The organism is Aminobacter sp. GW821-FHT11F06 (genome assembly GCF_058808215.1).
Genome location: NZ_JBXARL010000007.1, coordinates 170,017 through 196,930, shown reverse-complemented (window position 1 = coordinate 196,930; position 26,914 = coordinate 170,017). Strand labels below are relative to the sequence as shown.

At 62.3% G+C, this 26,914-nt stretch carries 23 protein-coding genes and 1 tRNA gene; 12 read left to right on the top strand and 12 right to left on the bottom strand.

Annotated features, from left to right (window positions below; genetic code table 11):
- Positions 1-25: 25 nt before the first annotated feature.
- A complete protein-coding gene (locus AC1RTB_RS18330) occupies positions 26-2,413 on the top strand; it encodes an AAA family ATPase (protein ID WP_492880108.1) in 2,388 nt (795 codons plus the stop codon).
- 3 nt (positions 2,414-2,416) lie between these two features.
- Here AC1RTB_RS18330 and AC1RTB_RS18325 read toward each other — a convergent pair whose 3' ends face one another.
- Positions 2,417-3,181 carry a metallophosphoesterase family protein gene (locus tag AC1RTB_RS18325; protein ID WP_492880109.1) on the bottom strand — a complete coding sequence of 255 codons (765 nt, stop codon included), beginning with the start codon at positions 3,179-3,181 and terminating at the stop codon, positions 2,417-2,419.
- Between the two features lie 200 nt (positions 3,182-3,381).
- Positions 3,382-3,458: transfer RNA gene (locus AC1RTB_RS18320), tRNA-Pro, on the bottom strand.
- 202 nt (positions 3,459-3,660) lie between these two features.
- Between AC1RTB_RS18320 and AC1RTB_RS18315 the strand changes: the two genes are divergently transcribed.
- Both AC1RTB_RS18315 and AC1RTB_RS18310 read left to right on the top strand, forming a co-directional pair.
- Positions 3,661-5,181 (top strand): phosphomannomutase/phosphoglucomutase, encoded by a 1,521-nt coding sequence (locus tag AC1RTB_RS18315; RefSeq protein WP_492943832.1) that lies wholly within the window; start codon positions 3,661-3,663, stop codon positions 5,179-5,181.
- Between the two features lie 9 nt (positions 5,182-5,190).
- Positions 5,191-7,431, top strand: coding sequence for a mannose-1-phosphate guanylyltransferase/mannose-6-phosphate isomerase (locus tag AC1RTB_RS18310; RefSeq protein WP_492880111.1), 2,241 nt, complete (start codon positions 5,191-5,193; stop codon positions 7,429-7,431).
- Between the two features lie 31 nt (positions 7,432-7,462).
- On the opposite strand, the gene betB is transcribed toward AC1RTB_RS18310, so the two are convergent.
- From betB to betI, 5 genes are read right to left on the bottom strand one after another with little or no spacing between them, the layout of a single operon-like run.
- Entirely contained in the window at positions 7,463-8,926 is a 1,464-nt protein-coding gene (gene betB, locus AC1RTB_RS18305; RefSeq protein WP_492880112.1) for a betaine-aldehyde dehydrogenase, read from the bottom strand.
- A 58-nt stretch (positions 8,927-8,984) separates the two neighbouring features.
- Entirely contained in the window at positions 8,985-10,637 is a 1,653-nt protein-coding gene (betA, locus tag AC1RTB_RS18300) for a choline dehydrogenase (RefSeq protein WP_492880113.1), read from the bottom strand.
- Positions 10,630-11,631, bottom strand: a complete 1,002-nt coding sequence (locus AC1RTB_RS18295; RefSeq protein ID WP_492880114.1) for a threonine/serine dehydratase family protein — start codon at positions 11,629-11,631, stop codon at positions 10,630-10,632. Before AC1RTB_RS18295 ends, betA begins: the two co-directional genes overlap by 8 nt.
- Complete coding sequence (gene betC, locus AC1RTB_RS18290; protein WP_492880115.1) at positions 11,631-13,157, bottom strand: choline-sulfatase; 1,527 nt, start codon at positions 13,155-13,157, stop codon at positions 11,631-11,633. Before betC ends, AC1RTB_RS18295 begins: the two co-directional genes overlap by 1 nt.
- Positions 13,157-13,747, bottom strand: a complete 591-nt coding sequence (gene betI / locus AC1RTB_RS18285; RefSeq protein WP_492880116.1) for a transcriptional regulator BetI — start codon at positions 13,745-13,747, stop codon at positions 13,157-13,159. The genes betC and betI overlap by 1 nt, the downstream gene beginning before the upstream one ends.
- Positions 13,748-13,927: 180 nt before the next feature.
- Here betI and AC1RTB_RS18280 point away from each other — a divergent pair, with 180 nt between their 5' ends.
- The 4 genes from AC1RTB_RS18280 (at position 13,928) to AC1RTB_RS18265 (ending at position 17,427) form a co-directional block, all read left to right on the top strand.
- A complete protein-coding gene (locus AC1RTB_RS18280; protein WP_492880117.1) occupies positions 13,928-15,091 on the top strand; it encodes an acetyl-CoA acetyltransferase in 1,164 nt (387 codons plus the stop codon).
- Positions 15,088-15,816 (top strand): SDR family NAD(P)-dependent oxidoreductase, encoded by a 729-nt coding sequence (locus tag AC1RTB_RS18275; protein ID WP_492880118.1) that lies wholly within the window; start codon positions 15,088-15,090, stop codon positions 15,814-15,816. The genes AC1RTB_RS18280 and AC1RTB_RS18275 overlap by 4 nt, the downstream gene beginning before the upstream one ends.
- Positions 15,817-15,888: 72 nt before the next feature.
- On the top strand, positions 15,889-16,902 hold the full coding sequence (locus tag AC1RTB_RS18270) for an asparaginase (RefSeq protein WP_492880119.1): 1,014 nt from the start codon (positions 15,889-15,891) through the stop codon (positions 16,900-16,902).
- Positions 16,903-16,959: 57 nt separating this feature from the next.
- Positions 16,960-17,427: a GreA/GreB family elongation factor gene (locus AC1RTB_RS18265; protein ID WP_492880120.1), complete on the top strand. Its 468-nt coding sequence runs from the start codon at positions 16,960-16,962 to the stop codon at positions 17,425-17,427.
- Here AC1RTB_RS18265 and AC1RTB_RS18260 read toward each other — a convergent pair.
- Both AC1RTB_RS18260 and AC1RTB_RS18255 read right to left on the bottom strand, forming a co-directional pair.
- A complete protein-coding gene (locus AC1RTB_RS18260) occupies positions 17,424-17,813 on the bottom strand; it encodes a type II toxin-antitoxin system death-on-curing family toxin (protein ID WP_492880122.1) in 390 nt (129 codons plus the stop codon). The two genes, AC1RTB_RS18265 and AC1RTB_RS18260, sit on opposite strands and share 4 nt — an antisense overlap.
- Positions 17,810-18,031 (bottom strand): AbrB/MazE/SpoVT family DNA-binding domain-containing protein, encoded by a 222-nt coding sequence (locus AC1RTB_RS18255; protein WP_492880123.1) that lies wholly within the window; start codon positions 18,029-18,031, stop codon positions 17,810-17,812. The genes AC1RTB_RS18260 and AC1RTB_RS18255 overlap by 4 nt, the downstream gene beginning before the upstream one ends.
- A 222-nt stretch (positions 18,032-18,253) precedes the next feature.
- On the opposite strand from AC1RTB_RS18255, the gene AC1RTB_RS18250 reads away from it, so the two are divergent.
- Positions 18,254-19,807 carry a helicase HerA-like C-terminal domain-containing protein gene (locus tag AC1RTB_RS18250; protein WP_492880124.1) on the top strand — a complete coding sequence of 518 codons (1,554 nt, stop codon included), beginning with the start codon at positions 18,254-18,256 and terminating at the stop codon, positions 19,805-19,807.
- Positions 19,808-19,849: 42 nt separating this feature from the next.
- Here the strand turns inward: AC1RTB_RS18250 and AC1RTB_RS18245 are convergent, their stop codons facing one another.
- Entirely contained in the window at positions 19,850-20,599 is a 750-nt protein-coding gene (locus AC1RTB_RS18245; protein ID WP_492880126.1) for a L,D-transpeptidase, read from the bottom strand.
- A 181-nt stretch (positions 20,600-20,780) separates the two neighbouring features.
- The gene (locus tag AC1RTB_RS18240; RefSeq protein WP_492880127.1) at positions 20,781-21,443 is read right to left on the bottom strand and encodes a haloacid dehalogenase type II; all 663 of its coding nucleotides are present in this window, start codon (positions 21,441-21,443) and stop codon (positions 20,781-20,783) included.
- Between the two features lie 143 nt (positions 21,444-21,586).
- Here AC1RTB_RS18240 and AC1RTB_RS18235 point away from each other — a divergent pair, with 143 nt between their 5' ends.
- From AC1RTB_RS18235 to AC1RTB_RS18220, 4 genes are all read left to right on the top strand, one after another.
- Positions 21,587-22,465, top strand: a complete 879-nt coding sequence (locus AC1RTB_RS18235; protein WP_492880128.1) for a branched-chain amino acid aminotransferase — start codon at positions 21,587-21,589, stop codon at positions 22,463-22,465.
- A gap of 108 nt (positions 22,466-22,573) precedes the next feature.
- Positions 22,574-23,170 (top strand): superoxide dismutase, encoded by a 597-nt coding sequence (locus tag AC1RTB_RS18230; RefSeq protein WP_492880129.1) that lies wholly within the window; start codon positions 22,574-22,576, stop codon positions 23,168-23,170.
- A gap of 170 nt (positions 23,171-23,340) precedes the next feature.
- Positions 23,341-23,778 (top strand): c-type cytochrome, encoded by a 438-nt coding sequence (locus AC1RTB_RS18225; RefSeq protein WP_492880130.1) that lies wholly within the window; start codon positions 23,341-23,343, stop codon positions 23,776-23,778.
- Positions 23,779-23,788: 10 nt separating this feature from the next.
- Positions 23,789-24,742 (top strand): cytochrome c, encoded by a 954-nt coding sequence (locus AC1RTB_RS18220; protein WP_492880131.1) that lies wholly within the window; start codon positions 23,789-23,791, stop codon positions 24,740-24,742.
- 45 nt (positions 24,743-24,787) lie between these two features.
- On the opposite strand, the gene AC1RTB_RS18215 is transcribed toward AC1RTB_RS18220, so the two are convergent.
- Positions 24,788-26,887 carry a S9 family peptidase gene (locus AC1RTB_RS18215; RefSeq protein WP_492880132.1) on the bottom strand — a complete coding sequence of 700 codons (2,100 nt, stop codon included), beginning with the start codon at positions 26,885-26,887 and terminating at the stop codon, positions 24,788-24,790.
- Between the last annotated feature and the right edge of the window lie 27 nt (positions 26,888-26,914).

Sequence of the window (26,914 nt, the reverse complement as noted above, 5' to 3'; positions counted from 1 at the left end):
GGCTCAGGAAAGAACTGGAACGCAGATGAACTACGCCAGCTTCCCCTTCAACAACCGCATTCCCGCGTCTCGGCAGGACGCGCGGGAGGGTAGCGACTTCATCGACCTGGAACGCCTGCTGGCCATGGCCAAGCGCCAGGCCAAGGTGGTGGGCATCGGCGCTGTTGTCGGGCTGCTGCTCGGGCTGATCTATCTGCAGACCACCCCGCCGACCTTCACCGCCGGCACAAGCGTGCTGATCGACGAGGGCATGAACAAGATGGTCGACGAGGTTTCGGCGACGCCGGTCAACATGCAGACCGATGCGGCGATCCTCTCCCAGATCGAGATCATCAAATCGGCGCGTCTGGCCGCTGTGGTGGTCGACAAGCAGAAGCTCGATCAAAATCCCGATTTCATGCAGCCGCCGAAATCGCTTTTGTCGACATTGGTCGGTTACGCCAGGGGCTTCCTGCAGATATTCCGCTCCAGCCCGGAAATTGCCGTCGGCAGCGGCGATCTGACCGAGGCGCAGCGCAATGCGATGGCCGATGCGCGGCGCAAGGAACAGGCGGTGTCGATGCTGCAGGACAACATCATGGCCGAGCGCTCCGGGCGCAGCTATGTCATCTCGCTGGGCTACCGATCGCACGACCCGCAATTGGCGGCTGATGTCACCAAGGCCTATGCCGACGCCATTGTCGCCGACCAGCTGGATGCCAGTTTCGATGCGACGGAAAGGGCTGCCGTCTGGCTCCAGGGCCGGCTCGAAGAACTGCGCACCAGTTCGCAAAAGGCAGCGCTCGAGGTCGAAAAATTCCGCTCTGAAAATGGCCTTGCAGCGGCGCGCGGCGAAACCATCGCCGAGCAGCAGCTTTCAGACCTCAATGCTCAGTTGATCCTTGCCCAGGCCGATACGGCCAAGGCACGGGCCCGCTATGAGCAGTACCGCATCATCGTTGAAAGCGGACCGCAAGCCGCTGTCGGCAATTCGACCCTGTCGGCGGACGAAGCCGGCAACCCGCTGATTTCGGAGCTCAAGAAACGCTATTCGAGCGTGTCCAAGCGCGAGCAGGAGATCTCGTCGGGTTTCGGCGCCAACCATCCTCAGGCCGTGGCCCTGCGCAAGGAACAGGCCGACCTGTCCAACCAGATCCTGCGTGAACTCAGCCAGTTGTCTGAGACCTATCGCAACGCATATGAGGTGGCGCAGTCGCGCGAGACAGCGCTGCGCAACAGCGTGTCGGAGGCCACTGGCCAGAACTCCAGCGCCAATCAGGCCCAGGTGCGCCTGCGCGAATTGCAGCAGCAGGCAACCGCGCTGAGCACGCTCTACCAGACCTTCCTGTCGCGCTATGAGGAGGCCTCGCAACAGCGTTCGTTCCCCATCGCCAAGGTGCGGGTGATTTCGGAAGCGACGATGCCGCGCAGCCCGTCGAGCCCGCGAACCTCGATGGTGTTCGGACTGGCGCTCGTGCTCGGCATCCTCATGGGCGCGGCCTTCGGTGCGCTCAACGAGTTCAACGAACGCTTCTTCCGCACCGCCGAGGATGTCCGCGAGCGACTCGGCGTCAAGTTCCTCGGTTATCTGCCGCTGCTCGGGTCGAGCGATGACAAGAAGGAGGAGGCCAAGACAGCCCAGAAGGGCACGCCGCCTCCACCGCCGTCGGCACGCGCCTCGGAGGCTGCCAAACGCCGGGCGAAGATGCGCGTCGCCGTCGACGCTCCTGCCTCGATGTTCGCTGAAACATTGCGCAGCACCAAGATCGCCGGCGACATCGTGCTTCAGGACATCATCGGCTGCAAGGTGATCGGCGTTGTCTCCATGCTGCCCGGCGAGGGCAAGTCGACAGTTGCCGCCAATTTTGCCGGCTTGCTGGCCGCCAACGGCGCCAAGACTCTCTTGATCGATGCCGATCTGCGCAATCCCGGCTTGAGCCGCGGCCTGGGCATCGATGCCGACCAGGGGCTGGTCGAAGCTGTGGTTGAAGACAAGGGCTGGCAGTCGGTGGTCAAGGTCGACCGCCAGACCAAGATGGCGATCGTTCCGGCGGTGGTGCGAGGCCGGTTCTCGCACACCAGCGAACTGCTTTCGTCAGCCGGCATGCGGCGTTTCATCGAAGATGCCAAGGCAACGTTCGAATACATCATCGTCGACCTGCCGCCGCTCGGCCCGGTCGTCGATGCAAAAGCGTTCGCGCCGCTCGCCGACGGTTTTGTGCTGGTGGCCGAATGGGGTGCGACGCCGCGCCCGCTGGTCCGTTCGGCACTCAATGCCGAGCCCCAGATCGCCAACAAGATCCTTGGGCTGGTGCTCAACAAGGTCGACTTGAAGAAGCTGCCGCGTTACGGCGCCCATGGCGCATCGGAGCAGTTCCTCGACAGATATTCGAGCTACTATGTCGACAAGAGCGAGGCGAAGGTGAAGGTCTGAGGTTCAGGAAAACAGCAGGCGGCCGCGCTTGCCTGCGATCCGCGCCGCCGTCAGCCGCCCGGTCTTGAAGGCGCCGGTGTCGATGCCAAGCCTGCGGCCGTCGATGCGCGGGTGGTCGACCGGGGTATGGCCATGCACCACCCAGCGGCCAAGCCGCCGCGAGGCCTCGAAGAACTCCTCGCGGATGTAGAGCAAGTCGTGTTCTTCCTGTTCAAGCAGTGGCACGTCCGGCCGGATGCCGGCATGAACAAAGACGTATCTCTCCGAGAACACCATGATCGGCAGGTCGCGCAGGAACTGGATGTGCTCGCGCGGGATGGTGGCGCGGATGTAGTCGTCGAGCCTGTTGCCGCCGCCATAGAGATCGGCCAGATGCTCGGCGTCGATGTCATAGGAAAACAGGGTGGCTCGTGCGCCTGTGGAGAGCCAGCGTTCGAGCGACAGCCTGCCGTCGAGATAGTCGAGCATCTGCGTCTCGTGATTGCCGGCGAGGCAGATGCGCGCGAAGCCGGCCGGGGGCGCTGCCAGAAGATGGTCGAGCACCCTGGCCGAATCCGGACCGCGATCGATGTAGTCGCCCAGCATGACGATTAGTTTTCGTCCGGGCAGCCCGGCGGCATCGGCGACGATCTTGTCTTCGAGCGCGCGCAATTCTCTGAAGCAGCCATGTACGTCGCCGACCGCGTAAACGACAGTATCGGTGAGGTCGATTTCGACGCGCTCACGCTTCGCTATCTGCTTCTGCGCGCGGAAATTCAGGAAGCTCACCAGACTATCCTCTAGGTGCAAATCGAGTGCCGTTCTGACTTCAGGCGGGACTATAGTTGCCGCCGCGCGGTGTGGCGCGTTTTTTGGCGCTGGCTGTTGCCAGAGGCGCTCGATGCCGAGTGGCCTAACTCGCCGGCTCTTGGCCTGCACGTCAATTCGGGAGAGAGACTTTTCGGGAAAAGCTAAGTCTTTGTTTCAACTGGTCGGAGTGGCAGGATTTGAACCTGCGACCCCATCGTCCCGAACGATGTGCGCTACCAGGCTGCGCTACACTCCGTGACCAGTGGGCGGGCTTATAGCTGCCGCTTTTGCTTCCTGCAAGCGGCAAAGGTTTAGCTGGTGCGATTTTTCGCAAGTGAGTTATCTTGTTGAGCTTTTAAGCCTTTGTGCTGCCGCTGGGGTAGGGGACAGCGTCTCAATCTTGCGGTATTCGGTCCCAAAGAGAATCTATGCGCAGATTTGCGTGCTGGAGTGCAGTCGTGAACATCAAGCCCGTTGCTCAAGCAACCCCCAACACCTTCGAGTTCGAGACCCTTGCGCTGGTCAAGCCGACCGGTTTTCGCGAATACGATGCGCGTTGGTGGTTCGGTCATCCGAACTCGACCAAGGAGCCGGAACTCAACCTCATCGGCGTGCAGGCGCTCGGCATGGGCATCGGGACCCTGATTCGGCGGTTGGGCGCGGGACCGGATATCGTCGTCGGCCATGACTTCCGTTCGTATTCGATGTCGATCAAGCTGGCGCTGGTGTCGGGCCTGATGGCCGCCGGCGCACGCGTCAGGGATATAGGGCTGGCATTGTCGCCGATGGCCTATTTTGCGCAGTTCGCGCTCGACACCGCCTCGGTGGCGATGGTCACCGCTTCGCACAACGAAAATGGCTGGACGGGCGTGAAGATGGGCGCGGCGCGTCCGCTGACCTTTGGGCCCGACGAGATGTCGGCGCTTAGGGACATTGTGCTCAATGGCGACTTTGAATTGATCGGCAGCGGTTCCTATGAATTCGTGCCGGATTTCCGCAAGGTCTATCTCGACGATCTGGTGGCCGGCAAACGTATTGGCCGCAAACTGAAGGTGGTCGCCGCCTGCGGCAACGGCACGGCTGGAGCGTTCGCGCCCGAAGCACTTGAGCGCATCGGTTGCGAGGTCATCCCGCTCGATGTCGAGCTCGACCACACCTTCCCGCGCTACAACCCGAACCCCGAGGACATGCAGATGCTGCATGCCATCCGCGACAAGGTTCTGGAGACGGGCGCTGACGTCGGCCTGGGCTTCGACGGCGATGGCGACCGTTGCGGCGTCGTCGACAATGAGGGCAACGAAATCTTCGCCGACAAGGTCGGCGTGATGCTGGCGCGCGATATTTCGGCGCTCTATCCGAACTCGACCTTCGTCGTCGATGTGAAGTCGACCGGCCTGTTCAACACCGACACGGTGCTTGCCGCAAACGGCGCCAAGACCGATTACTGGAAGACCGGCCACTCCTATCTCAAGCGCCGGGTCGCCGAACTGGGCGCGATCGCCGGTTTCGAGAAGTCAGGCCATTTCTTCTTCAATCCGCCGATCGGCCGCGGTTACGACGACGGCATCGTCACGGCGATTGCCGTTTGCCAGATGCTTGACCGTAATCCCGGCAAGTCGATGGCTGATCTCTACCGCGCACTGCCTTTGACCTACGGCACGCCGACCATGTCGCCGCATTGCGACGACGAGATCAAATATGGAGTGGTCGACAAGGTGGTCGCCGACTTCGAAGCCATGAAGCGCAACGGCGAGATATTCGCCGGCCAGAAGATCGTCGACCTGATCACCGTCAACGGCGTGCGCGTGGTGGCTGAAGATGGTACCTGGGGGCTGGTGCGGGCGTCTTCGAACAAGCCGGAACTGGTGGTTGTTGTCGAAAGCCCCGTTTCATCGGAGCGGCGGCGCGAAATGTTCGAGGGCGTCGATGCGGTGTTGAGGCGCAACCCGTCGGTCGGCGCCTATAACCAGACATTTTGAGGGGCTGATATGGCTGAACGGATCGTCAGTTTTGTCATGAGCGGCGGCGTTGGCTCGCGGCTGTGGCCGCTGTCGCGCGAAGACAATCCCAAGCAGTTCCACGACCTGTCCGGCGACGGCTCGATGCTGGTCAAGACGCTGAAGCGCCTGGCTGCGCGCGACCAGGGCGAGACGCCGATCTATCTGATTGCCTCGGAACGTCACGCGGCGCGCGTCCGTGCCGATCTGGCGGCAATTGATCTTTCCGGCGGCGGCGCGATCTTCGAGCCGACGGGACGAAACACGGCAGCAGCAGTGGCAATCGCTGCGCTGCAAACGCTCAAGGCTTATGGCGACGGCATCGTTTTGGTGGTGCCATCTGATCATGAGATTTCCACCCAGCGCCAGTTCTGGGATACGGTCGAGCGCGGCGTACCAGCTGCCAATGCGGGGCGCCTTGTCGTGTTCGGCATCAAGCCGGCGACGCCTGAGACCGGTTACGGCTACATCGAAGTCGGCGGCGAAAGCGGCGGTGTTTCCGATGTCACCCGCTTTGTCGAAAAGCCGGACCTTGCCACAGCCGAAGGGTATCTTGCGGCAGGCAATTTCTTCTGGAACGCCGGTATTTTCCTGTTCAAGGCGAGCGCGATGCGCGACGCCTTCCTCAAGCATCAGCCGGAAATCTGGCAAGGTGCCGAAGCGGCGTTCAAGGCGGCGACCAGCGACCTCTCCGGCGTCTACATGCCGTTGGAGCTTTATGCCGGGATCCCCTCGATTTCGATCGACTATGCGATCATGGAACGCACCAGCGGTATCGCCATGGTGCCGGCGAGCTTCCGCTGGAACGATCTCGGTTCGTGGCAGTCGCTGCTTGATGTCAGCCCCTCCGACAAGGATGGCAACGTGATTGTCGGCGACGTCGTCGCCATCGACTGCGAGAATTCCTATCTCAGGGGCGAAGGCCGGCTGCTGTCGGCGATCGGCCTCAAGGACGTGGCCATCGTGTCGACTTCGGACGCGACATTCGTCGCACCTGTCAGCCATAGCCAAAACGTCAAGAAGATCGTCGAGCAGCTCGAAAAGAGCGGGCGACTGGAGACCAAGTTCACCCCCGCACATGGCCGCGTTTTGGCGAATGGCGCCTGGCGCCGGCGGGTGCAGCATTGGCTTCTAGAGGAAACACTGCCGCTGTGGTCGACCGCAGGCGTCGATGATCATTTCGGTGGTTTCCACGAGGCGCTCGGTTTCGATGGGCGGCCGCTTGCCAAGCCCAAGCGCATGCGCACCATGGCGCGCCAGGTCTACGCCTTTTCAGTCGCCAAGCAGCGCGGCTGGGGCGGCCGGGCCGATGCGTTGATCGATCACGGCATCCGCTTCATGGCCGACAAGGGGCGCACCGAGCGCGGTGGCTGGGTGCGTACGCTGAACCCCGACGGCAGTGTCGCCGATCCGCTCGAGGATGCATACGATCATGCCTGCGTTCTGCTGGCGCTTGCCCATGCCCATCGCTCCGGCAACAAGGAGGCGCTGGGCCTCGCGACCGAGACATTCGCCTTCCTCGACCAGCATCTCGAAGACGAGAGACTAACCGGCTTCCTTGAAAGCCCCGATGGAGAAGGTGTGCGGCGATCCAACCCGCATATGCATCTTCTGGAAGCGTTCCTGGCCTGGCATGCGGTAACAGGCGACCGTGCATATCTGCGCCGCGCGGCTCGTATCATCGACCTGTTCCGCAGTCATTTCTTCGAGGTCGACAGCTGGACATTGGGCGAGTTCTTCGACCGCGACTGGCATCCAGCACCCGGCGAGAAGGGGCAATGGACCGAGCCCGGGCATCATTTCGAATGGGCGTCGCTGCTTGTCGATTTCGCCGACAAGAGCGGCCAGAAGGATCTGGTCGCTTACGGCCGCAAGCTTTATGCCTCAGCCATCGCCAATGGCCTCAACCGCGCGACGGGGCTGGCCTATGGGGCGGTGTCGCGGCAGGGGCTGCCGCTCGACAACATCTCGCGCAGTTGGCCACAGACCGAGGCGATCAAGGCAGCTGTCGCGCTTGACGGCACCGGCGGGCCTGACCTCAAGCCCGAGATCGAAGCACGTGTCGGTCGCCTGTTCCGCTGGCACATCGACCCGGCACCTCAGGGGCTGTGGATCGACCAGATCGACGAGCGCGGCCGCTCGCTCGCCAAGGAAGTTCCTGCCAGCATCTTTTATCATCTGGTGACGGCGCTGACGCAGTATCTCGACAAGACCGAAGAATTCGCCAACTGAACCGGTCGCATAGCCGGCTCAGTTGGAGGGGTCAGTACGGGCTCGCGACGTCGCCGGTCTCGACATAGACCGACTTGAGCTGGGAGTAATGCTGGAGGGCAGCAAGCGAGTTTTCGCGGCCGATGCCCGACTGCTTGAAGCCGCCGAAGGGAATTTCCACCGGCGTCAGATTGTAGGTGTTGATCCAGCAGGTTCCGGCCTGAAGCTCGGCAATGACGCGATGGGCGCGGGGCAAGTCCCTGGTGAAGACACCGGCGGCAAGCCCGAATTCGGTGTCGTTGGCACGCTGAATGACCTCGTCTTCGCTGTCGAAAGACAGCACGCTCATCACTGGTCCGAAAATCTCCTCGCGGGCGATGCGCATGTTGTCGGTGACGCTGGTGAAGACTGTCGGCTCGACGAAGAAGCCACCCTCGAACCCCTGCAGCGAAGGCACGCCGCCACCGGTCTGCAGCGTGGCACCTTCGGCCTTGCCGACGGCGATGTAGTCGGTGACCTTGTCGTGCTGCGACTTGTTGACGAGTGGGCCCATCTGGGTGTCGGGGTCGAGTGGATCACCGATGCGGATGGTTTTGGTGCGCTCGACCAGACGCTCGACGAAGCGGTCGTGCAGGCCCTTCTGGACGAAGACGCGGGTGCCGTTCGAGCAGACCTGGCCCGTCGAGTAAAAGTTGCCGAGCATGGCGCCGCCAATGGCGTTTTCGAGGTCGGCATCGTCGAAGACGATGATCGGCGACTTGCCGCCCAGTTCCATCGTCGCGTGCTTCATATGCGAACCAGCGAGCGCCAGGACCTTCTTGCCAGTCGGTACCGAGCCTGTCAGCGAAATCTTGTCGACAGCTTCATGCGAGGCAAGTGCCGCGCCGACGTCGCCATAGCCTTGCACCACATTGAACAGTCCGTCGGGAAGGCCGGCCTCCGAATAGACCTCGGCAAGGGCGAGCGCAGAAAGCGGTGTGTTTTCGGACGGCTTGAATACCATGGCGTTGCCCATCGCGAGCGCGGGCGCCGACTTCCAGCCGGCAACCTGGATCGGATAGTTCCATGCGCCGATGCCGACGCAGACGCCAAGTGCCTGGCGCTTGGTGTAGGCGAAGGGGCCGCCAAGATCGACATATTCGCCGTTGAAGGCGGCGATCGCGCCAGCGAAATATTCAAGGCAGTCGGCTGCAGAGGCGGCGTCCGCCACCAGCGTTTCCTGGATCGGCTTGCCGGTGTCGAGCGTTTCCAGCCGCGACAATTCGGCATTGCGAGCGCGCAATATGTCGGCGGCGCGGCGCAGGATGCGGCCGCGCTCGACCGGCTTCAGCCGTGCCCAGGCCGGTTGGGCGGCGCGCGCGGCTTCGACGGCGAGCTCGATGATGTTGGCGGTGGCCGAGTGCAGCGAGGCGATCACCTCGCCAGTTGCCGGGTAGATGACCGGGATGGCCGCGCCGCGTTCATCGTCGACGAAGCGGCCGTTTACATAGTGCGAGGCTTTGGGTTGGGCGCGCATTCGTGGCTCCAATTTGTGCATGTCGTGGCGGTCATATCCGGTCGGGCCGGATGATGCTCTATCTGTCTGAGACCTGCCAGCGCGGATTGATCCAGGGTTCCTGGTTGGACGGGGCAAGCGGCGTGCGGCCAAGTATGTGGTCGGCGGCCTTTTCGCCGGTCATGATTGAAGGCCCATTGAGGTTGCCGTTGGTCACCCTCGGGAAGATCGAGGAGTCGGCGACCCTGAGCCCATCGACCCCGATGACCCGGCATTCGGGATCGACGACGCTTGTCGGGTCGTCGGCGCGGCCCATGCGGCAAGTGCCGCACGGGTGGTAGGCGCTTTCCGAATGTTCGCGGATGAAAGTGTCGAGCTGCTCGTCGGTCTCCACGTTTTTGCCCGGCGAGATCTCGGCCCCGCGGAACGGATCGAAGGCGGATTGCGAAAAGATCTCGCGGGTGAGCCGAATGCAGTGGCGGAAGTCAGCCCAATCGTCTGGATGGGACATGTAGTTGAAGCGGATCTCCGGCTTGGCCCATGGATCGTTCGACCGCAGCGTGATCGCGCCACGCGACTTGGAACGCATCGGCCCGACATGGGCCTGGAAGCCGTGCGACTTGGCCGCCGCCTTACCGTCATAGCGCACGGCTGCCGGCAGGAAGTGGAACTGGATGTCGGGATAGTCGACACCGGCTTTCGAGCGCACAAAGGCCGCCGCCTCAAAATGGTTGGTCGCGCCAAGCCCGGTCTTGAACAGCAGCCATTCAGCGCCGATCAGCGCCTTGGAGAACGGGTTGAACACCGAGTGCAAGGTGATCGGCTGGGTCGCCTCCTGCTGGATGTAGAGCTCCATATGGTCCTGCAGGTTCTGGCCGACGCCGCGCCGGTCGGCGACCACGTCGATGCCATGCGCCCTAAGGTGCGCCGCAGGACCGATACCCGACAGCATGAGCAGCTTCGGCGAGTTGATCGAGGAGGCAGCGACGATCACTTCACGTCGTGCCTTAACAACCTGAATCTTTTTGCGAACTTCGATCTCGACGCCGATTGCGCGTTGATTCTCGATCACCACACGCCGGGCGAAGCCATTGACAATACGGACATTTCCACGCTTCAGCGCCGGCCTGAGATAGGCGTTGGCGACCGACCAGCGCCGGCCATGGTGGATTGTCTGCTCCATGGCGCCGAAGCCTTCTTGCTTCGAACCATTGTAGTCCTCGGTCATCTCGAAACCGGCCTGCTGGCCGGCCTCGACGAAGGCCTGATAGAGCGGGTTCTTGCGCGGGCCGCGCTGTATGTGCAGCGGCCCCTTGGTGCCGCGCCAGCCGTCCTCGCCACCCTTGGCGTGCTCCATGCGCTTGAAGTAGGGCAGCACGTCGGCATAGCTCCAGCCGGCGGCACCTTGCTCGGCCCAATGGTCGAAGTCGTGGGCGTGGCCGCGGACATAGACCATGCCGTTGATCGAGGATGACCCGCCGAGCACTTTTCCACGCGGGGTGGCGAGCACGCGTCCGCCGAGATGCGGCTCAGGCTCGCTGGAGTAGCCCCAGTCGTAGCGGCTCATGTTGAGCGGGTACGACAGTGCCGACGGCATCTGGATCAGCGGGCCGAAATCGGTGCCGCCATATTCGATGACGATCACCGAGTGCTTGCCGTCCTCGGACAGGCGATAGGCCATGGCCGCGCCGGCCGAGCCGGAGCCAATGATGACAAAATCTGCTTCAAGCATTGTTCACATGGACCATGAAATCGGCGAGCGAAACGTTGCCGCCGGTGGCTATGAGGAGGACAGTCTTGCCTGACACATCGACCTTCTTTTCAAGGAGCGCGGCGAGCGACGAGGCGCCGGAGGGTTCGAGCACCAGCTTGAGCCGTTCGAAGGCGACCTTCATGGCGCGCCGCACGGCAGCATCGTCGACGGCCAGGCCGCGCACGCCGGCGGTGGTGACGGCAGCGTAGGGCGCATCGCCGGGCCGGCGCGCCATCAACCCGTCGCAGATGGATTTCGGCCCGAGTGGCATGGTCTCCTGGGCACCATGGGCCAGCGAAGTACCCATGCCGTTGAAGCCTTCCGGCTCGACGGCAAACACCTGGGTTTCAGGCGACAGATAGTGGAAGGCGAGGGCCACACCGCCGATCAGCCCGCCGCCACCGACCGGGCAAAGCACGATGTTGGCGCTGACGCCCTTGGCGGCCAGTTGCTCGAGCGCTTCGAGGCCGGCTCCTGCCTGGCCGGCGACAATCTCGGGGTCGTCGAAGGGATGGAGCAGAACGAGACCTTCGGTCTCCGATATCTCGCGCGCCTTGGCCGACGCAACTTCCTCGCGGGCGCTGTCGCCATGGTCGGTGAGCACAACGCGCGCGCCATAACCCTTGGTCGCCTCGCGCTTGGCGGCTGGCGCATCGATCGGCATGACTATGGTGACCGGGATGCCAAGCGCCTGGCCGGCTGCGGCCAGCCCTTGGGCGAAATTCCCGGAGGAATAGGCGACAACGCCGCGACGAGCTTCTTCGCCTGAGAGCTTCTTCAGCCGCCAATAGGCGCCGCGCGCCTTGAACGAGCCGGCCCATTGCAGCGACTCCGCCTTGACGAAGACGCGGCTGGCACCGGTTTCGCGGGCGAGTGCCGCCGACTCCAGCAGCGGCGTCAGCTGCGTCGCCTTGGAGGTTTCGGCGTATGCCTGCCTGAGGTGGTCGAGTGTGGGAACGGTCGTCTTGGTCATCATTCGCCTCGCGGAAACCGCTTGCTCTCTTCGAGCACGTTGAGATCCATGTGGTTGCGCATGTAGCGCTCGGAAGCCTTCTGCATGGGCTGGAATTCCCAAGGAGAGTAGGTGCCGTTGCGGAGCGCGGGGTAGATGAGCCAGCGCCGTGCCTGGCTCTCGCGAACCGCCGCGTCGAAGGCCGACATGTCCCAGCGCGCCCGCACCTTCGCTGTGAAAGTGGCGACCAAATCGGCATGAACCGGGTCGGCGGCGAGGTTGGTGAGTTCGAGCGGATCCGATTCCAGATCAAACAGTTGCGGCGGATCGATCTCGCAATGGACGAACTTGAAGCGGCCTTCGCGGATCGCCACCAGCGGGGCGTAAGAGCCCTCGGCGGCATATTCCATCAACACCGGAGCGGTGCGTTGTTCGCCATGGATCAAGGGGACAAGTGACTGGCCGTCGGTCCAGGGCATGATCGCGCCAAGGTCGATGCCAGCGAGATCGCACAGCGTCGGCAGCACGTCGAGATTGGAGGTCGGCGCTTCGATCAATCCTGCCGGAATGCCCTTGCCTGCGATCATCAGCGGTACCCGCGCCGCACCCTCGAAGAAGCACATCTTGAACCACAGGCCACGCTCGCCGAGCATGTCGCCATGATCGGAGCAAAACAGGATGATCGTGTCGTCGAGCATCCTCGTGCGTTCCAACACAGAGACGAGTTCGCCGACCTTGTCGTCGAGATAGGAGATGTTGGCGAAGTAGCCGCGCCTGGAGCGGCGCACCTGCTCCGGCGTGATGTCGAAGCTGGCATAGTCGCTGGCGTGGTAGAGCCGCTGTGAATGCGGGTCCTGCTGCTCGGCTGCGATGAAGCCGACCTCGGGATCAAGCGCAGGGCAATCCTCGTAGAGGTCCCAGTATTGCCGCCGCGCGACATAGGGGTCGTGCGGATGGGTGAAGGAGACGGTCAGGCACCATGGCCGGCGCTCGGCCTGATCCGATACGCGGGCGAAGTCGTAAAGCTTCTGCGTTGCGTGGAAGGCGACCTCGTCGTCATATTCCATCTGGTTGGTGGTCTCGGCGACACCGGCGCCGCTGACCGAGCCGAGATTGTGATACCACCAGTCGATGCGCTCCCCCGGCTTGCGATAGTCAGGCGTCCAGCCGAAATCGGCCGGGTAGATGTCGGTGGTCAGCCGCTCCTCGAAGCCGTGCAACTGGTCGGGGCCGACAAAGTGCATCTTTCCAGACAGGCAGGTGTGATAGCCGGCGGCGCGCAGATGATGGGCGTAGGTCGGGATCGACGAGGCAAATTCGGCGGCGTTGTCGTAGACTTGGGTGCGCGAGGGCAGCTGCCCCGTCATGAAGCTGGCACGGCCGGGCGCGCAAAGCGGCGAGGCGGTGTAGTTGTTGCGGAAGCGCGCCGAGCGCGCGGCCAGCGCCTTGAGGTGCGGTGCATGCAGAAAATCGGCCGGGCCGTCGGGAAAGAAAGTCCCGGCCAACTGGTCGACCATGACGATCAGGATGTTGGGCCGCTCCGTCATCAGCTAGCCTTTGCGTCAGCGAGTTTCGTTTCGAGATAGTCCTCGATCAGTGCTGCGGCGGTCGTCGCATCCGGCACGCCGTCCTTGAGCGCCCGGCGAATGTAGAGCCCATCAATCAGCGCGGCTGTGGTTTCAGCGACCCGCTCCGCCTCCGAACGCGGCAGAAGGGCCGATAGCCCGCTCATCAGATTGGAATGCAGGCGCCGCGCGTAAACCTTGAGAAGGCGGCGCAAGGCAGGCGACTTTTGCGCCTCGACGTAAAAGGCGAGCCAGGCGGCGATCGTCTCAGGTTGGAACTGCTTTTCGGAGAAGTTGACCGAAATGACGGCGGAAACCCGGGCGCGTGGGGTGGCGCTTGCCTTGAGCGCTGTGCGGCAATCGGCATTCAGTTCGGACAGCAGATAGCGCATGGTTGCCTGCAACAGGTCTTCCTTGGCGCCGAAATAATGATGCGCCAGTGCGGCGGACACGCCGGCACGTCCGGCAATCTCGGACATGGTCACGTCGAGCGTGCCGCGTTCGCCGATCGCCGAGATCGTCGCGTCGATCAGCGCCTTGCGGCGCAACGGCTCCATTCCGATCTTGGGCATTCAGGTTCCTCCATTGCCGAACTTATTTTTAATTGAGCCATCAATCAATAAAAACTCCGCCGCCCAATGCCCTATTTCCGACGTTGAAAGTGGAAGGAATCTGTTCAATATTGAACTTAATAGGGGCGTTGGATTCACCCCTGAAATGGCGCAACATGCGCCCTGCGATTGGAGGCAGAAATGACCGCGTGCATCGTTGGCTGGGCGCATTCGCGTTTCGGCAAGCTTGAGGGCGAGACGCTCGAATGCCTCATCACCAAGGTCGCCAGCGAGGCGCTCGAGCACGCAGGCATCGGCCCCGACGATGTCGACGAGATCGTGCTTGGCCATTTCAACGCCGGTTTCTCCGCCCAGGATTTCACCGCGAGCCTTGTTCTGCAGGCCGATGACCGGCTTCGCTTCAAGCCAGCAACGCGGGTCGAAAACGCCTGCGCCACAGGTTCGGCAGCGGTACGCCAGGGCATCCGAGCGGTAAACGCTGGCTCGCGCATCGTACTGGTTGTCGGCGCCGAGCAGATGACGACGACGCCTGGGCCCGAGATCGGCAAGAACCTGCTCAAGGCATCCTATCTGCCGGAGGACGGCGATACGCCTGCCGGTTTCGCTGGCGTGTTCGGTAACATCGCCCAGGCCTATTTCCAGCGCTATGGCGATCAGTCGGACGCCTTGGCGATGATCGCCGCCAAGAACCACAAGAACGGCGTCGACAATCCCTACGCCCAGATGCGCAAGGATTTCGGCTATGAGTTCTGCCGGCAGGAGAGCGAGAAGAACCCCTTTGTCGCCGGCCCGCTGAAGCGCACCGACTGCTCGCTGGTTTCGGATGGCGCGGCAGCACTCGTTTTGACCGACAGCACAACGGCATTGCGTATGCGTCGCGCCGTGGCCTTCCGAGCCAACGAGCATGTGCAGGATTTCCTGCCGATGTCGAAGCGCGACATCCTTCTGTTCGAGGGCTGCGAAGTGGCATGGGCCAAGGCGTTGAATTCGGCGGGCGTGACGCTCGACGACCTGTCTTTCGTCGAAACGCATGACTGCTTCACCATCGCCGAACTGATCGAATATGAGGCGATGGGGCTCGCGCCGCGTGGCGAGGGTGCCAGGATTGCGATGGAAGGCATCACGGCCAAGGACGGCCGCCTGCCGGTCAACCCCTCGGGCGGGCTCAAGGCAAAGGGCCATCCCATCGGAGCGACGGGCGTCTCGATGCATGTGCTGACCTCGATGCAGCTTACGGGTGAGGCCGGCGGCATCCAGGTCAAGGATGCCAAGCTTGGCGGCATCTTCAACATGGGTGGTGCCGCGGTCGCCAACTACGTGTCGATCCTGGACCGCATTAGATGAGGCAATCGGCCGTTGTCATCGGTGGCGCGTCGGGCGTCGGCCTTGCAGTGGCCGAGCGCCTGATCGCGGATGGATGGCCGGTGGCGATGATCGATGGCGATGGGGTGGCGCTTGCCGCCGCGGAGGACGCCATCGGCAATGACGACGTCGTTTTCATCGAGGCCGATCCGACCGACGAAGACAATGTCGCCGAGGCTTTCGACCAGGTGGTGGATAGTCTCGGCCTCATAGGCGGGCTGGTCGCGGTCGCGGGATTTGGACGACTGGCCAGCGCCGAAGACACGAGTGCCGAAATGCTGCGCGAAGCGCTCGACGTGAACCTCGTCGGGCCCTTCATCGCGGCCAAGGCGGCACTTGAGCGGATGGGGGCTTCGCTATCCATCGTCAATGTCGGGTCGGTCGCCAGCCTGCGTGGCCATCGTGGCCAACTCGCCGTCGCCGCGTCGCAAGCGGGCCTCAAGCTCATGGCCGAAGTGTTTGCGCTGGAGTTCGGCAATCGCGGCGTGCGCGTCAATGCGATCGCTGCCGGGCCGACCGCTGTCGAAGCCGCCGGCAATGGCGGGATCGACCGGCGCCACATGCCGCCGGGGCGGCTTGCCGAGCCCGAGGAAATTGCTGCCGCTGTCGCCTTCCTGCTTTCTCCCGAAGCAAGCTACGTCAACGGCCATACGCTCGCTGTGGATGGCGGATTTCCCGCAGCCGGGCTATCGGGAGATGGTTCATGATGCCGGACCGGTTCTTAAGGTCGCGGACATAGACCGAATTTTGACCGCACGTGCATGAAGGCTCTCAAAACAATGACAAATCCGGTTCTGGCCGAGGTGCTGCGCGGCACACTCGTCGAAAGCGTGCACCGCGGTGCGATCGTCGTCGTCGATAGTGTGGGCGAACAGGTTTTCGCGATGGGCGATACTGACCAGCCGGTGTTTCCGCGTTCGGCCGTCAAGTCGATCCAGGCGCTGCCCTTTGTCGAAAGCGGCGCGGCCGACGCATATGGCTTCGGCGAGCGTGAACTGGCGCTTGCCTGCTCCTCGCATTCCGGCGAGGTGGCTCATGCCGAACTCGCCAAAGCCATGCTCGCCAAGGCCGGCTTTGAGGCTGATGCGCTCGAATGCGGCGCCCACTGGCCCTCGAACCAGGCTGCAATGATCACGCTGGCGCGAACCGGAGCTTCGCCGAGCGCGCTGCACAACAATTGCTCGGGCAAGCATGCCGGTTTCGTCTGCACCTGCCACCATCTCGGCATCGCGCATCAGGGCTATGTCCGGCCAGAACATCGTTTCCAGGAGATGATCCGCGAGACGATGGAAGCCGTGACAGGGGCTCCGCACAACGAGACCAACCGGGGCACCGATGGCTGTTCGATCCCGACATTTGCCGTGCCGCTGCAAAACTTGGCCCTTGGCTTCGCGCGCATGGTCACCGGGAATGGCCTTGGAGCGGAGCGGGCCAAAGCGGCGCGGCGGCTGATGTCTGCCTGCATGGCCGAACCTTTTCTCGTCGCTGGAACCGACAGGGCAGATACGGAGTTGATGCAGGCTGCACCCGGACGGATCTTCGTCAAGGTCGGCGCCGAGGGCGTTTTCTGCGCGGCCGTGCCGGAACTTGGGTTCGGCATCGCGCTCAAATGCGACGACGGCGCGGGTAGGGCTGCCGAGGTCATGATCGCGGCGGTCCTGGCCAGGCTTTTGGCGGATGACCGGGCGTTGGCGGGCCGTTTGAACAAGGCGGCCAGGCCGGTGCTGAGGAACTGGAACGGGATTGAGGTTGCCTCACTTCGACCAACCTCTGCATTTGGCCTAAAAGCTTAATTGACCGGCCAGATGAGCTGGCTTGTTATCGGAGCAACGAACACCTAGGTTCAGTTCATGAGCAGAGCTTTCACCCGTGAAGACGACAGTGAAAATGTGATCGCTGACATTGGCGAGCGCCCGGTCAGTGCGTCGCGAAATCTCGTAACCGAGCAGGGGCTGGCCCATATCGAGGCCCAGCTTGCGAGCTTGCGCGAGGATCTTGCCAAGGCGGAAGCCGATGCCGACCGCGAGCGCATCGCGACCGTGTCGCGCGACCTGCGCTATTGGCAGTCCCGCCGGGAAACAGCCGAAGTTTCGATTCCCGAGCCTGACAGCACCGTTGTCCGCTTCGGCATGAAGGTCGTGGTCGAGGATGACAAGGGCAAGCGCAACGTCTGGCAGATTGTCGGCGAAGACGAGGCTGACGCAGCCAGCGGCCGTATCTCCCATGCCTCGCCAATGGCGATTGCGCTGTTCGGCAAGTCTGTCGGTGAGGTCGCATCCGTCAACGGACACGAGTGGGAAATCGTCGAACTCAGTTAGGCTTCGATCGGCACCGTGTGGTCGCGGAAGAAAGCGACCGCACCTGCCTCATCGATCTCGCCGGCAGCGACGCCCATGACAAACAAATAGAGCGCCCCGTCGTCGGCTGTCAGTTCGTAGCCGTTTACTGCCAGGAATGTACCCGCAGCCACGATCGCTGTGCGTTTGTTGCCGTCGACGAAGGCATGATTGCGCGCGATTCCGAAGAGATAGGCTGCCGCCAGTTCGATGATCGAAGGATCACCATAGGCGAGTTTGTTTTCGGCGCGGGCAAGTGCCGACTCCAGCGCATTTTCATCGCGGAGGCCATTTGCTCCCCCGTGTCGACGCAACTGCTCCGCGTGCATTGCCTCAACCACCCGTCGTGTCAGAAACAACGGGCTCATTCGGCGAGCTTCTGAAGCGCGACCTTGTACTTGTCCATAAATTTGCCTGCCGCCTCCATCTGTCGCTCGAACACGTCGTCGGTCGGCTTCAGGGTCAGGCCGTCCTTGGATTCGACTATCTCCAGCGTATCGCCGGCTCTCAGATTGTGCCTTTCGAGCACTTCCTTCGGCAGGATGACACCTTCCGAATTTCCGATTTTGCGAACGGTCACGTTCATGGCTGCGTCTCCATGTTATAACTTGCGTATAACATATGAAGCGCGGCCATCCAAGACAAGCTTTTGACGGCAAGTAGGATGGGTTCGCTATCGATTGGCATGTCGGCTCGCGTAGCTCATTTTGGCCGAGCGCCATTGTCGCACCGCAGCGCCCCCACTATACCTTTCATGTGATCGCCGATGCGGTCGAAAAGAGCATTGCCGTTGCCGGAGAGACAGCCCATGGCGCAGGACGAAAGCATTTTCATTGGGGCCAGCCGCAAGCCGGACGACAGCTACCAGCGGCCGGAAGAGCTGCTGCTGAAATACGGCAATCGCCATGGCCTCGTCACCGGCGCCACCGGCACCGGCAAGACGGTGACGCTGCAGATCCTGGCCGAGGGTTTTTCCAACGCCGGCGTTCCGGTGTTCTGCGCCGACATCAAGGGTGATCTTTCTGGCATCGCCATGATGGGCGAAGCCAAGGATTTCCTCACCGCCCGTGCCCAGGCGATCAAGCTTGATCCTTACGAATTCCAGGAGTTCCCTGTGATCTTCTGGGATCTTTTCGGCGAGCAGGGCCATCCAATCCGCGCAACCGTCTCGGAGATGGGCCCGCTGCTGCTGTCGCGGCTGATGAACCTCACCGACGCGCAGGAAGGCGTGCTCAACATCGCCTTCCGCATCGCCGACGAGGAGGGGCTGCTGCTCCTCGACATGAAGGATCTGCAGGCGTTGCTCGCCAACGTCGCCGAGCGTGCCGAAGAAATCGGCGCGCGCTACGGCAATGTCACCAGGCCGTCGGTCGGCGCGATCCAGCGTTCGCTGCTGGTGCTGCAACAGCAGGGCGGCGACCATTTCTTCGGCGAGCCGGCGTTGAAGATTTCCGACATCATGCGCACCACGCGCGACGGGCGCGGCGCGATCAACGTGCTTGCCGCCGACAAGCTGATGATGAACCCGCGGCTTTACGCAACCTTCCTGCTCTGGCTGCTCTCCGAACTGTTTGAAGTGCTGCCGGAAATCGGTGATCCCGACAAGCCGAAGCTGGTGTTCTTCTTCGACGAAGCGCATCTGCTGTTTGACGAAGCCCCCAAGATCGTTGTCGACCGCGTCGAGCAAGTCGTCCGCCTGATCCGCTCCAAGGGCGTCGGCGTCTATTTCGTCACCCAGAACCCGCTCGATGTTCCCGAAACCGTGCTGGCGCAACTGGGCAACCGCGTCCAGCACGCACTGCGCGCCTACACACCGCGCGAGCAGAAGGCGGTCAAGACGGCGGCGGACACCTTCCGCCCGAACCCGGATTTTGATTGCGCCAAGGCAATCACCCAGCTGGCCACCGGCGAGGCGCTGGTGTCGACGCTCGAGGCCAAGGGTGTTCCGTCGATGGTGCAGCGAACGCTGATCCGTCCGCCGGCGTCGCGGCTTGGACCGATCACGCCTGAGGAGCGCCGGAAGCTGATCAACGAAAGCCCGGTGGCCGGGCAGTACGACCAGACTGTCGACCGCGAGTCGGCATTCGAAATGTTGCAGAAGAAGGCGCTCGACGCACAAAAGGCGCAGGAACAAGCGCAGCAGGCGAATACCGGTGGCGGCGGATGGACCATCCCCGGCTTCGGCAATGATAGCGGCAGCACGACGTCAGCGGGTGGTCGCACGACAGGCAACGCGCCAAGGCCGCGGACGTCCAACCGTCAGTCTGTGACCGAGGCGGCCCTCAAGTCGGTGGTGCGCTCTGTCGGCTCGTCGGTTGGTCGCGCGCTGGTTCGCGGAATTCTAGGAAGTCTGAAAAGATAGGCTTGAGGCGGCGCGTCATGGACGCGCCGCCATTAGAACTGATCAGGCCATGCCGAGGCCGCTGGTGACCAGGATCGGCGTCTTGGAGGGCACGCGATCGTAAAGATCGATGATGTCCTGGTTCATCAGGCGCACGCAGCCCGACGACACCGACTTGCCGATCGTCCACCATTCCGGCGAACCGTGGACACGGTAGAGCGTGTCTTCGTTGTTCTGGAAGATGTAGAGCGCACGCGCGCCGAGCGGGTTGTTCAGGCCGGGCGCCATGCCACCGTTGCGGACGCTGTATTTCTCAAGCTTCGGATCGCGGCCGATCATGTCGTCCGGCGGCGTCCACTTCGGCCATTTGCGCTTCCACTGGATAACGGCGCGGCCCGACCAGGCAAAGCCGGCGCGACCGAGGCCGACGCCGTAGCGGATTGCTTCGCCATTCTCGCGAACCAGGTAGAGGTAGTGTGTCGAGGTGTCGACGACGAGCGTGCCTGGACGCTCGCCGGTCGGATCGGCGACGATCTGGCGAAGGAACTGGGGCTTCACCTTCTTCATCGGGATGCCGGGAACGTCATAACCCTCGTCGCTGACGGGGGCATACATGTTGACGTAGTCGCCGAAGGCGGGGTCAATGGCCGGTGGTGCTGGCGGTGGCGGTACCATCACCGGGGCACCGACGATCGTGCTGCCTCCGCTGACGGTCGAGCAGGCGGAAAGCGCTGCTGTGGCAGCGCCTGCCGCTGCCAAGTTTAGAAAGCCGCGCCGGCTGAGCGGGCGGGACGAATCAATGAATGTGGGCATGGTTGCGATCTAGGATTCCAGTTCGAAAGAAATGGTGGATTTAAAGGAAACTGACTGCGTCCCCCTTAACGCTCGTGCCGATAGGCGGGCCTAATTCTGACCTTAGGGTGGACAAAGCATGGCGAAGCCGTGACAGGCCAATCACTGTTGCGTTATGGCAACAATGCTGACCTAAGGTTAGCTAACCAATTGTAACTAAACCTTCCAGCGACGGCAGGATCAGCGAGGGCGGGAAGTCCCGATACTCGTCCGGCTGGTCGGAGCGATTGATCCAGACGGTGCGGCAACCAAACTTCGCGGCACCTGCAATGTCCCAGCGATTGGACGACTGGAACGACATCGCTTGCGGGTAGAGGCGCCAGCTGCTGGCGACGAGATCGTAGACCGACTGGTCCGTCTTGAAGCGCCGCACACTGTCGACGGAAAACACTTCATCGAGGATCAGGTCGAGCCCGGCCGAGCGCACAGCGGCTTCGAGCATGGCGGGCGAACCATTGGAGAGGATCGCAAGCCGCGCCCCATTTTCCTTCAGGTTGCGCAGAACCGAAGGCACCTCCGGATAGCAGTCGAGCCGCCAGTAGGCGTCGAGCAGCTTGGCTCGCAACGCCGGGTCGACCGAGGGTACTTTTCGGAAGGCGAAGTCGAGTGCTTGCTCGGTGAGCTGCCAGAAGTCGATATAGGCGCCCATCAGCGTGCGAACCCAGGAATATTCGAGCTGCTTGGCCCGCCATATCTCCGACAGAAGCTGGCCGTCGGGTCCGATGTCGGCGGCATGGCGACGAACGGCCGCATGCACGTCGAACAACGTGCCATAGGCATCGAATATGTAGGCGGCGTGGCGCATGCCTGTGGTTTTCCAACGGCTTGGCGTCGAGCGCAAGCGCAACTATCGGCTGGCTCCAACATTTCGGCTTCTTGCTGGTTGACGAGGGGGGCCAAAGCCTCTTCCATACCAAGGATCAACAAGATGCGACGGGAAACGATATCATGACGCTCGCGGCGGCTGCACAATCACCGACATGGACCTTTGTCGACGGCGACTGGCACGAGGGCAATGTCGCCATCATTGGCCCGCGCAGTCATGCTATGTGGCTCGGTTCCAGCGTGTTCGACGGCGGCCGCTGGTTTGAGGGGGTATCGCCCGACCTTGAAGCGCATTCGCGCCGCGTCAATTCCTCGGCCATTGCCTTGGGCCTGAAGCCGACCATGAGCCCCGAGCAGATCGTCGGGCTGACCTGGGATGGGCTGAAGAAATTCGACGGCAAGACGGCGGTCTATATCAGGCCGATGTATTGGGCCGAGCATGGCGGCTATATGGGCGTGCCGGCGGACCCGGCTTCGACAAGGTTCTGCCTGTGCCTGTACGAATCGCCCATGCAGCCACCGACGGGATTTTCGATCGGCCTGTCGCCCTTCCGCCGCCCGAGCATGGAAACCATGCCGACCAATGCCAAGGCAGGCTGTCTTTATCCGAACAACGGCCGGGCGATCCTCGAAGCCAAGATGCGCGGTTTCGACAACGCCCTGGTGCTCGACATGCTGGGCAATGTCGCCGAGACAGGCTCGTCCAACATCTTCCTGGTCAAGAACGGCCAGGTGTTCACACCAGCACCTAATGGAACTTTCCTTTCCGGAATCACGCGCAGCCGCACCATCTCGCTTCTTGCCTCGCAGGGCGTTACGGTCGTCGAAAAGACGCTGTCGGTGCGCGAATTCCTTGAAGCCGACGAAATCTTCTCCACCGGCAACCATTCCAAGGTCGTTCCGGTCACGCGCATCGAAGATCGAATTCTGCAGCCGGGACCGGTAGCAAAAAAATCGCGCGAGCTATATTGGGAGTGGGCGCACTCGACTGCTAAGGCCTGAGTGTAGCAAGAAAAAACAGCGCCTCTCATCTGTTGTCTCACGATGATGACGACCTATCTGTAGACGGCATAGTCATGCCGCGAAATTGCCAGCAAGGGAGTATGATCCATGGCTTTTGAATTGCCCGAATTGCCCTACGACTACGAGGCGCTGCAGCCCTTCATGTCGAAGGAAACGCTCGAATATCACCACGACAAGCACCACAAGGCCTATGTCGACAACGGCAACAAGCTGGCTGCGGAAGCAGGCATGGACAAGCTGTCGCTGGAAGAGGTGGTGAAGCAGTCGTTCGGCAAGAATGCCGGCCTGTTCAACAACGCTGCCCAGCATTACAACCACGTCCACTTCTGGAAGTGGATGAAAAAGGGCGGCGGCGGCACCAAGCTGCCCGGCGCGCTGCAGAAGGCGATTGACGCCGATCTCGGCGGCTACGACAAGTTCAAGGCGGATCTGATCGCAGCTGGCACGACCCAGTTCGGTTCGGGCTGGGCCTGGCTGTCGGTCAAGGATGGCAAGCTCGCCATCTCTAAGACCGCGAATGGCGAAAACCCGCTCGTCCACGGCGCGACCCCGATTCTCGGCGTCGACGTCTGGGAGCATTCCTATTACATCGACTATCGCAACGCCCGCCCGAAATACCTCGAGGCGTTTGTCGACAGCCTGATCAACTGGGACTACGTGCTCGAGCTGTACGAAAAGGCCTGAGCATAATTATTGAACGAGGAAAGCCCCGGCATGTCCGGGGCTTTTTTCGTTTCGGGAGGCGCAGGGAAATTAACCGCCCAGATCACGGAAGCGTGAGGAGAATATCGGGACGAATTCGGCCAGTTTCCCCGTTGGCCCTAGGCAGCATATCGCAACCCGGAGAGGACCTTATGAGAAAGCTCGTATTTACCGTTGCAGCGCTTGCGCTTGCTACTACTGCAGCATTTGCCGACGTGATTGCCGATCGCCAGGCGGTCATGAAGGAAAATGCCAAGGATGTCGGCACGCTGGTGAAGATGGTGAAGGGTGAAACCCCGTTCGACGCAGCCGCCGTTCTGGCGGCATTGACGGCCCTCAACAACAATGTCCAGAAGATCGACGTTGCCGCGTCATTCCCTGCCGGCAGCGACAAGGGCGACACGACCGCCTCCCCGAAAATCTGGGAGGATCCCGCTGGATTCCAGGCTCAAGTCGACAAGTTCAAGGCTGTCACGGCCGCGGCGGTGGCAAATCCCGCCCAGGATCTCGATGCGCTGAAAGCGCAGGTCGGTGCGATTGGCCAGACCTGTGGCACTTGCCACGAGGCGTTCCGTGTGAAGAAGGGCTGACCCTTAGCGGATGGCTGTTTTCAGGAAACTCGCGATCACGGCTCTGGCGCTTGGCGGCGCCGGGGCCGCGGCTGTCTGGTGGCTGACGGTTCCCGAGAAATTGGGACCGGAGACCTTGGCGGCGTTGGGAAGCGGTGACGCGACCCGAGGCCAGCGCATTTTTGATGCGGGTGGCTGCGCCTCCTGCCACGCCAAGCCAAAATCCGAGGGCGACGCGCGTTTGCAGCTTGTGGGCGGCGTCGAACTCAAGACGCAATTCGGCACCTTTGTGGCTCCGAACATTTCCCCTGATCCTAAAGACGGTATCGGCGCGTGGTCACTCGAAGACTTCGCCAATGCGATGCTCAAGGGCGTGGCGCGCGAAGGGCAGCATCTTTACCCGGCATTCCCCTATGCGTCGTACGCCCGCATGAAGCCGGCTGATGTCGTCGACCTCTACGCCTTCATGAAGACGCTGCCGCCGGTGGCCGGCAAGGCGCCTGACCACAATCTTGTATTTCCATTCAACATCCGCCGAGGGGTGGGGCTTTGGAAGCAGCTTTACCTCAGCGATGCGCCTGTCGTCGCATTGACCGACGGCACACCGGAAAAGGTCCTGCATGGGCGCGAACTTGTGGAAGGGGCGGGGCATTGCGGCGAATGCCATACGCCGCGCAGCTTTGCCGGCGGGACTGAGAAGGCCCAGTGGCTGGCCGGCGCAAAAGCTGCCGAAGGCGACGGTGTCGTGCCCAACATCACGCCGGAAGGGCGCGGCATAAGCGGCTGGTCGGAAGGCGATATCGCCAGCTATCTCGAAACCGGCTTCACCCCGGAATTCGATTCGGTCGGTGGAACGATGGTCGAAGTGCAAAAGAACATGGCCAGGCTGACCGCCGAAGACCGCGCGGCGATCGCCGCTTATCTCAAGGCTATTCCCGGGCACGCCAATGGCTACCCGGCGCAGCAGCCGAAGCCGGCCGGTTGAGCGAGAGCCGGCGGCCATTGCGACCGCCGGCTCCCTTTGCAGTCGCTAGGCGCGCCCGACCACCTTCAAGGCAAAGGCGTAGTTGAACGCGACTTCCTCCAGCCGCGAGAAGCGCCCTGAAGCGCCGGCGTGGCCGGAATCCATGTTGATCTTGAACAATACCGGACTGTTGCCCGACTTGCGCTCACGCAGGCGTGCCGCCCATTTGGCCGGCTCCCAATAGGTGACGCGCGGATCGGTCAGGCCCGCGACCGCCAGGATCGGCGGATAGTCGAGGGCGGCGACATTGTCGTAAGGCGAGTAGGCAGCGATGGTCTTGTAGTCCGCTTCCGAGGCGATCGGATTGCCCCATTCGGGCCATTCCGGTGGCGTCAACGGCAAGGTGTCGTCGAGCATGGTGGTCAGCACGTCGACGAAGGGCACTTCGGCGATGATGCCGGCAAAGGCTTCCGGCGCCATGTTGGCGACCGCACCCATCAGCATGCCACCGGCCGAGCCACCTTGCGCGACGATGCGGTCGTGCGAGGTGTAACGCTCCGCGACCAGGTGATGGGCCGTGGCGATGAAGTCGGTGAAGGTGTTGGCCTTGTTTTCGCGTTTGCCGTCGTCGTACCAGGCGTAGCCCTTGTCCTTACCGCCACGGATATGGGCGATGGCATAGACAAAGCCACGGTCGACCAGCGACAGGCAGTTGGTATTGAACGCCGCCGGAATGGCGATGCCATAGGAGCCGTAGCCGTAGAGCAGGCAAGGTGCGGTGCCATCGAGTGGTGTGTCGCGATGGTGAATCAGCGAGATCGGCACGAGTTCGCCGTCAGGAGCAGGGGCCATCAGGCGGCGGGTGACGTAGTCTTCGGCATTGTGGCCCGAAGGCACTTCCTGGGTCTTGAGCAGAACCCGTTCGCGCGTCCGCATGTTGTAGTCGAACAGCTGTGTCGGGGTGGTCATCGACGAATAGGAAAACCGCATCATGTCGGTGTCGTACTCATACGAGCCCGACAGCCCGAGCGAAAATGCCTCTTCGGGGAAGGAGATGTGGTGCTCGGCGCCGGTGGCGCGCTCATGCACGACGATGCGCGGCAGGCCTTCCTTGCGTTCGAGGCGGATCATGAAATCCTTGAAGCCGATGACCGACAGAATGAGGCGGCCCGGCTCGTGGGCGACCAGTTCCTTCCAGTTGGCGCGGACCGGATCGTTGACCGGCGCGGTCATGATCTTGAAGTCCTTGGCACCGTCGGCATTAGTCAAAACGAAGAAGATGTCGCCGCCTTCTTCGAGATCGTATTGCAGCCCGATCTCGCGCGCCGCCACAAGCTTCGGCGCGGCGAGGGGATCGGTGGCCGGGAAGAGACGGTATTCCGAGGTCTCATGATCGCTGATCGAAATCATGATCCAGTCGTTGGCGCGCGTGCCGCCGACATTCATGAAGAAGCCGGGATCGGTTTCTTCATAGATCAGCCGGTCGGAAGCGGCGTCGGTGCCAAGCTCATGGTACAAAACTTTGGACGGGCGATGGTTGGGGTCGAGACGGGAATAAAAGAAACCGGCATTGGCGGCATCCCACACACCCGAGCCGCCGGTATCACCGACGATGTCACCGAGGTCGTTGCCGTTTGACAGGTCGCGAACACGCAGGGTGTAGAACTCAGATCCCTTGTCGTCGAACGCCCAGATCAGGCGGGCATGGTCCGATGAGTGGTCGAGCCCGCCCAAACGGAAATAGGCATGGCCTTCGGCTTCCTTGTCGCCATCGAGAATGATGTCCTCTGGGCCGCCTTCGCTTGGAATGCGGAAATAGCGCGGCTGCTCGCCGCCCTTCTTGTAGGACGAGCCGTAGGCGAAGGGGCCGTCCTTCATCGGCACAGAGGAATCGTCCTCCTTGATGCGGCCTTTCATTTCCTCGAAAAGCGTCTTCCTGAGGTCAGTGGTATCCGCCATCAGTTCGGCCTGGTAGCCGTTCTCCGCTTCGAGGTGGCTGCGGATCGCCGGATCGAGCAGGGTCGGGTCGCGGAACACTTCCTGCCAGTTGTCGGCACGCAGCCAGGCATATTCGTCGGTGCGGGTGATGCCGTGATGGGTGTCGGAAACGGGCCGGCGCTCCGTCGAGGGAGCGGCGATATCGGCGAAAATGGCAGGTCTGGTCATTGCGTCTCGCATAAGATGAATCTCGAA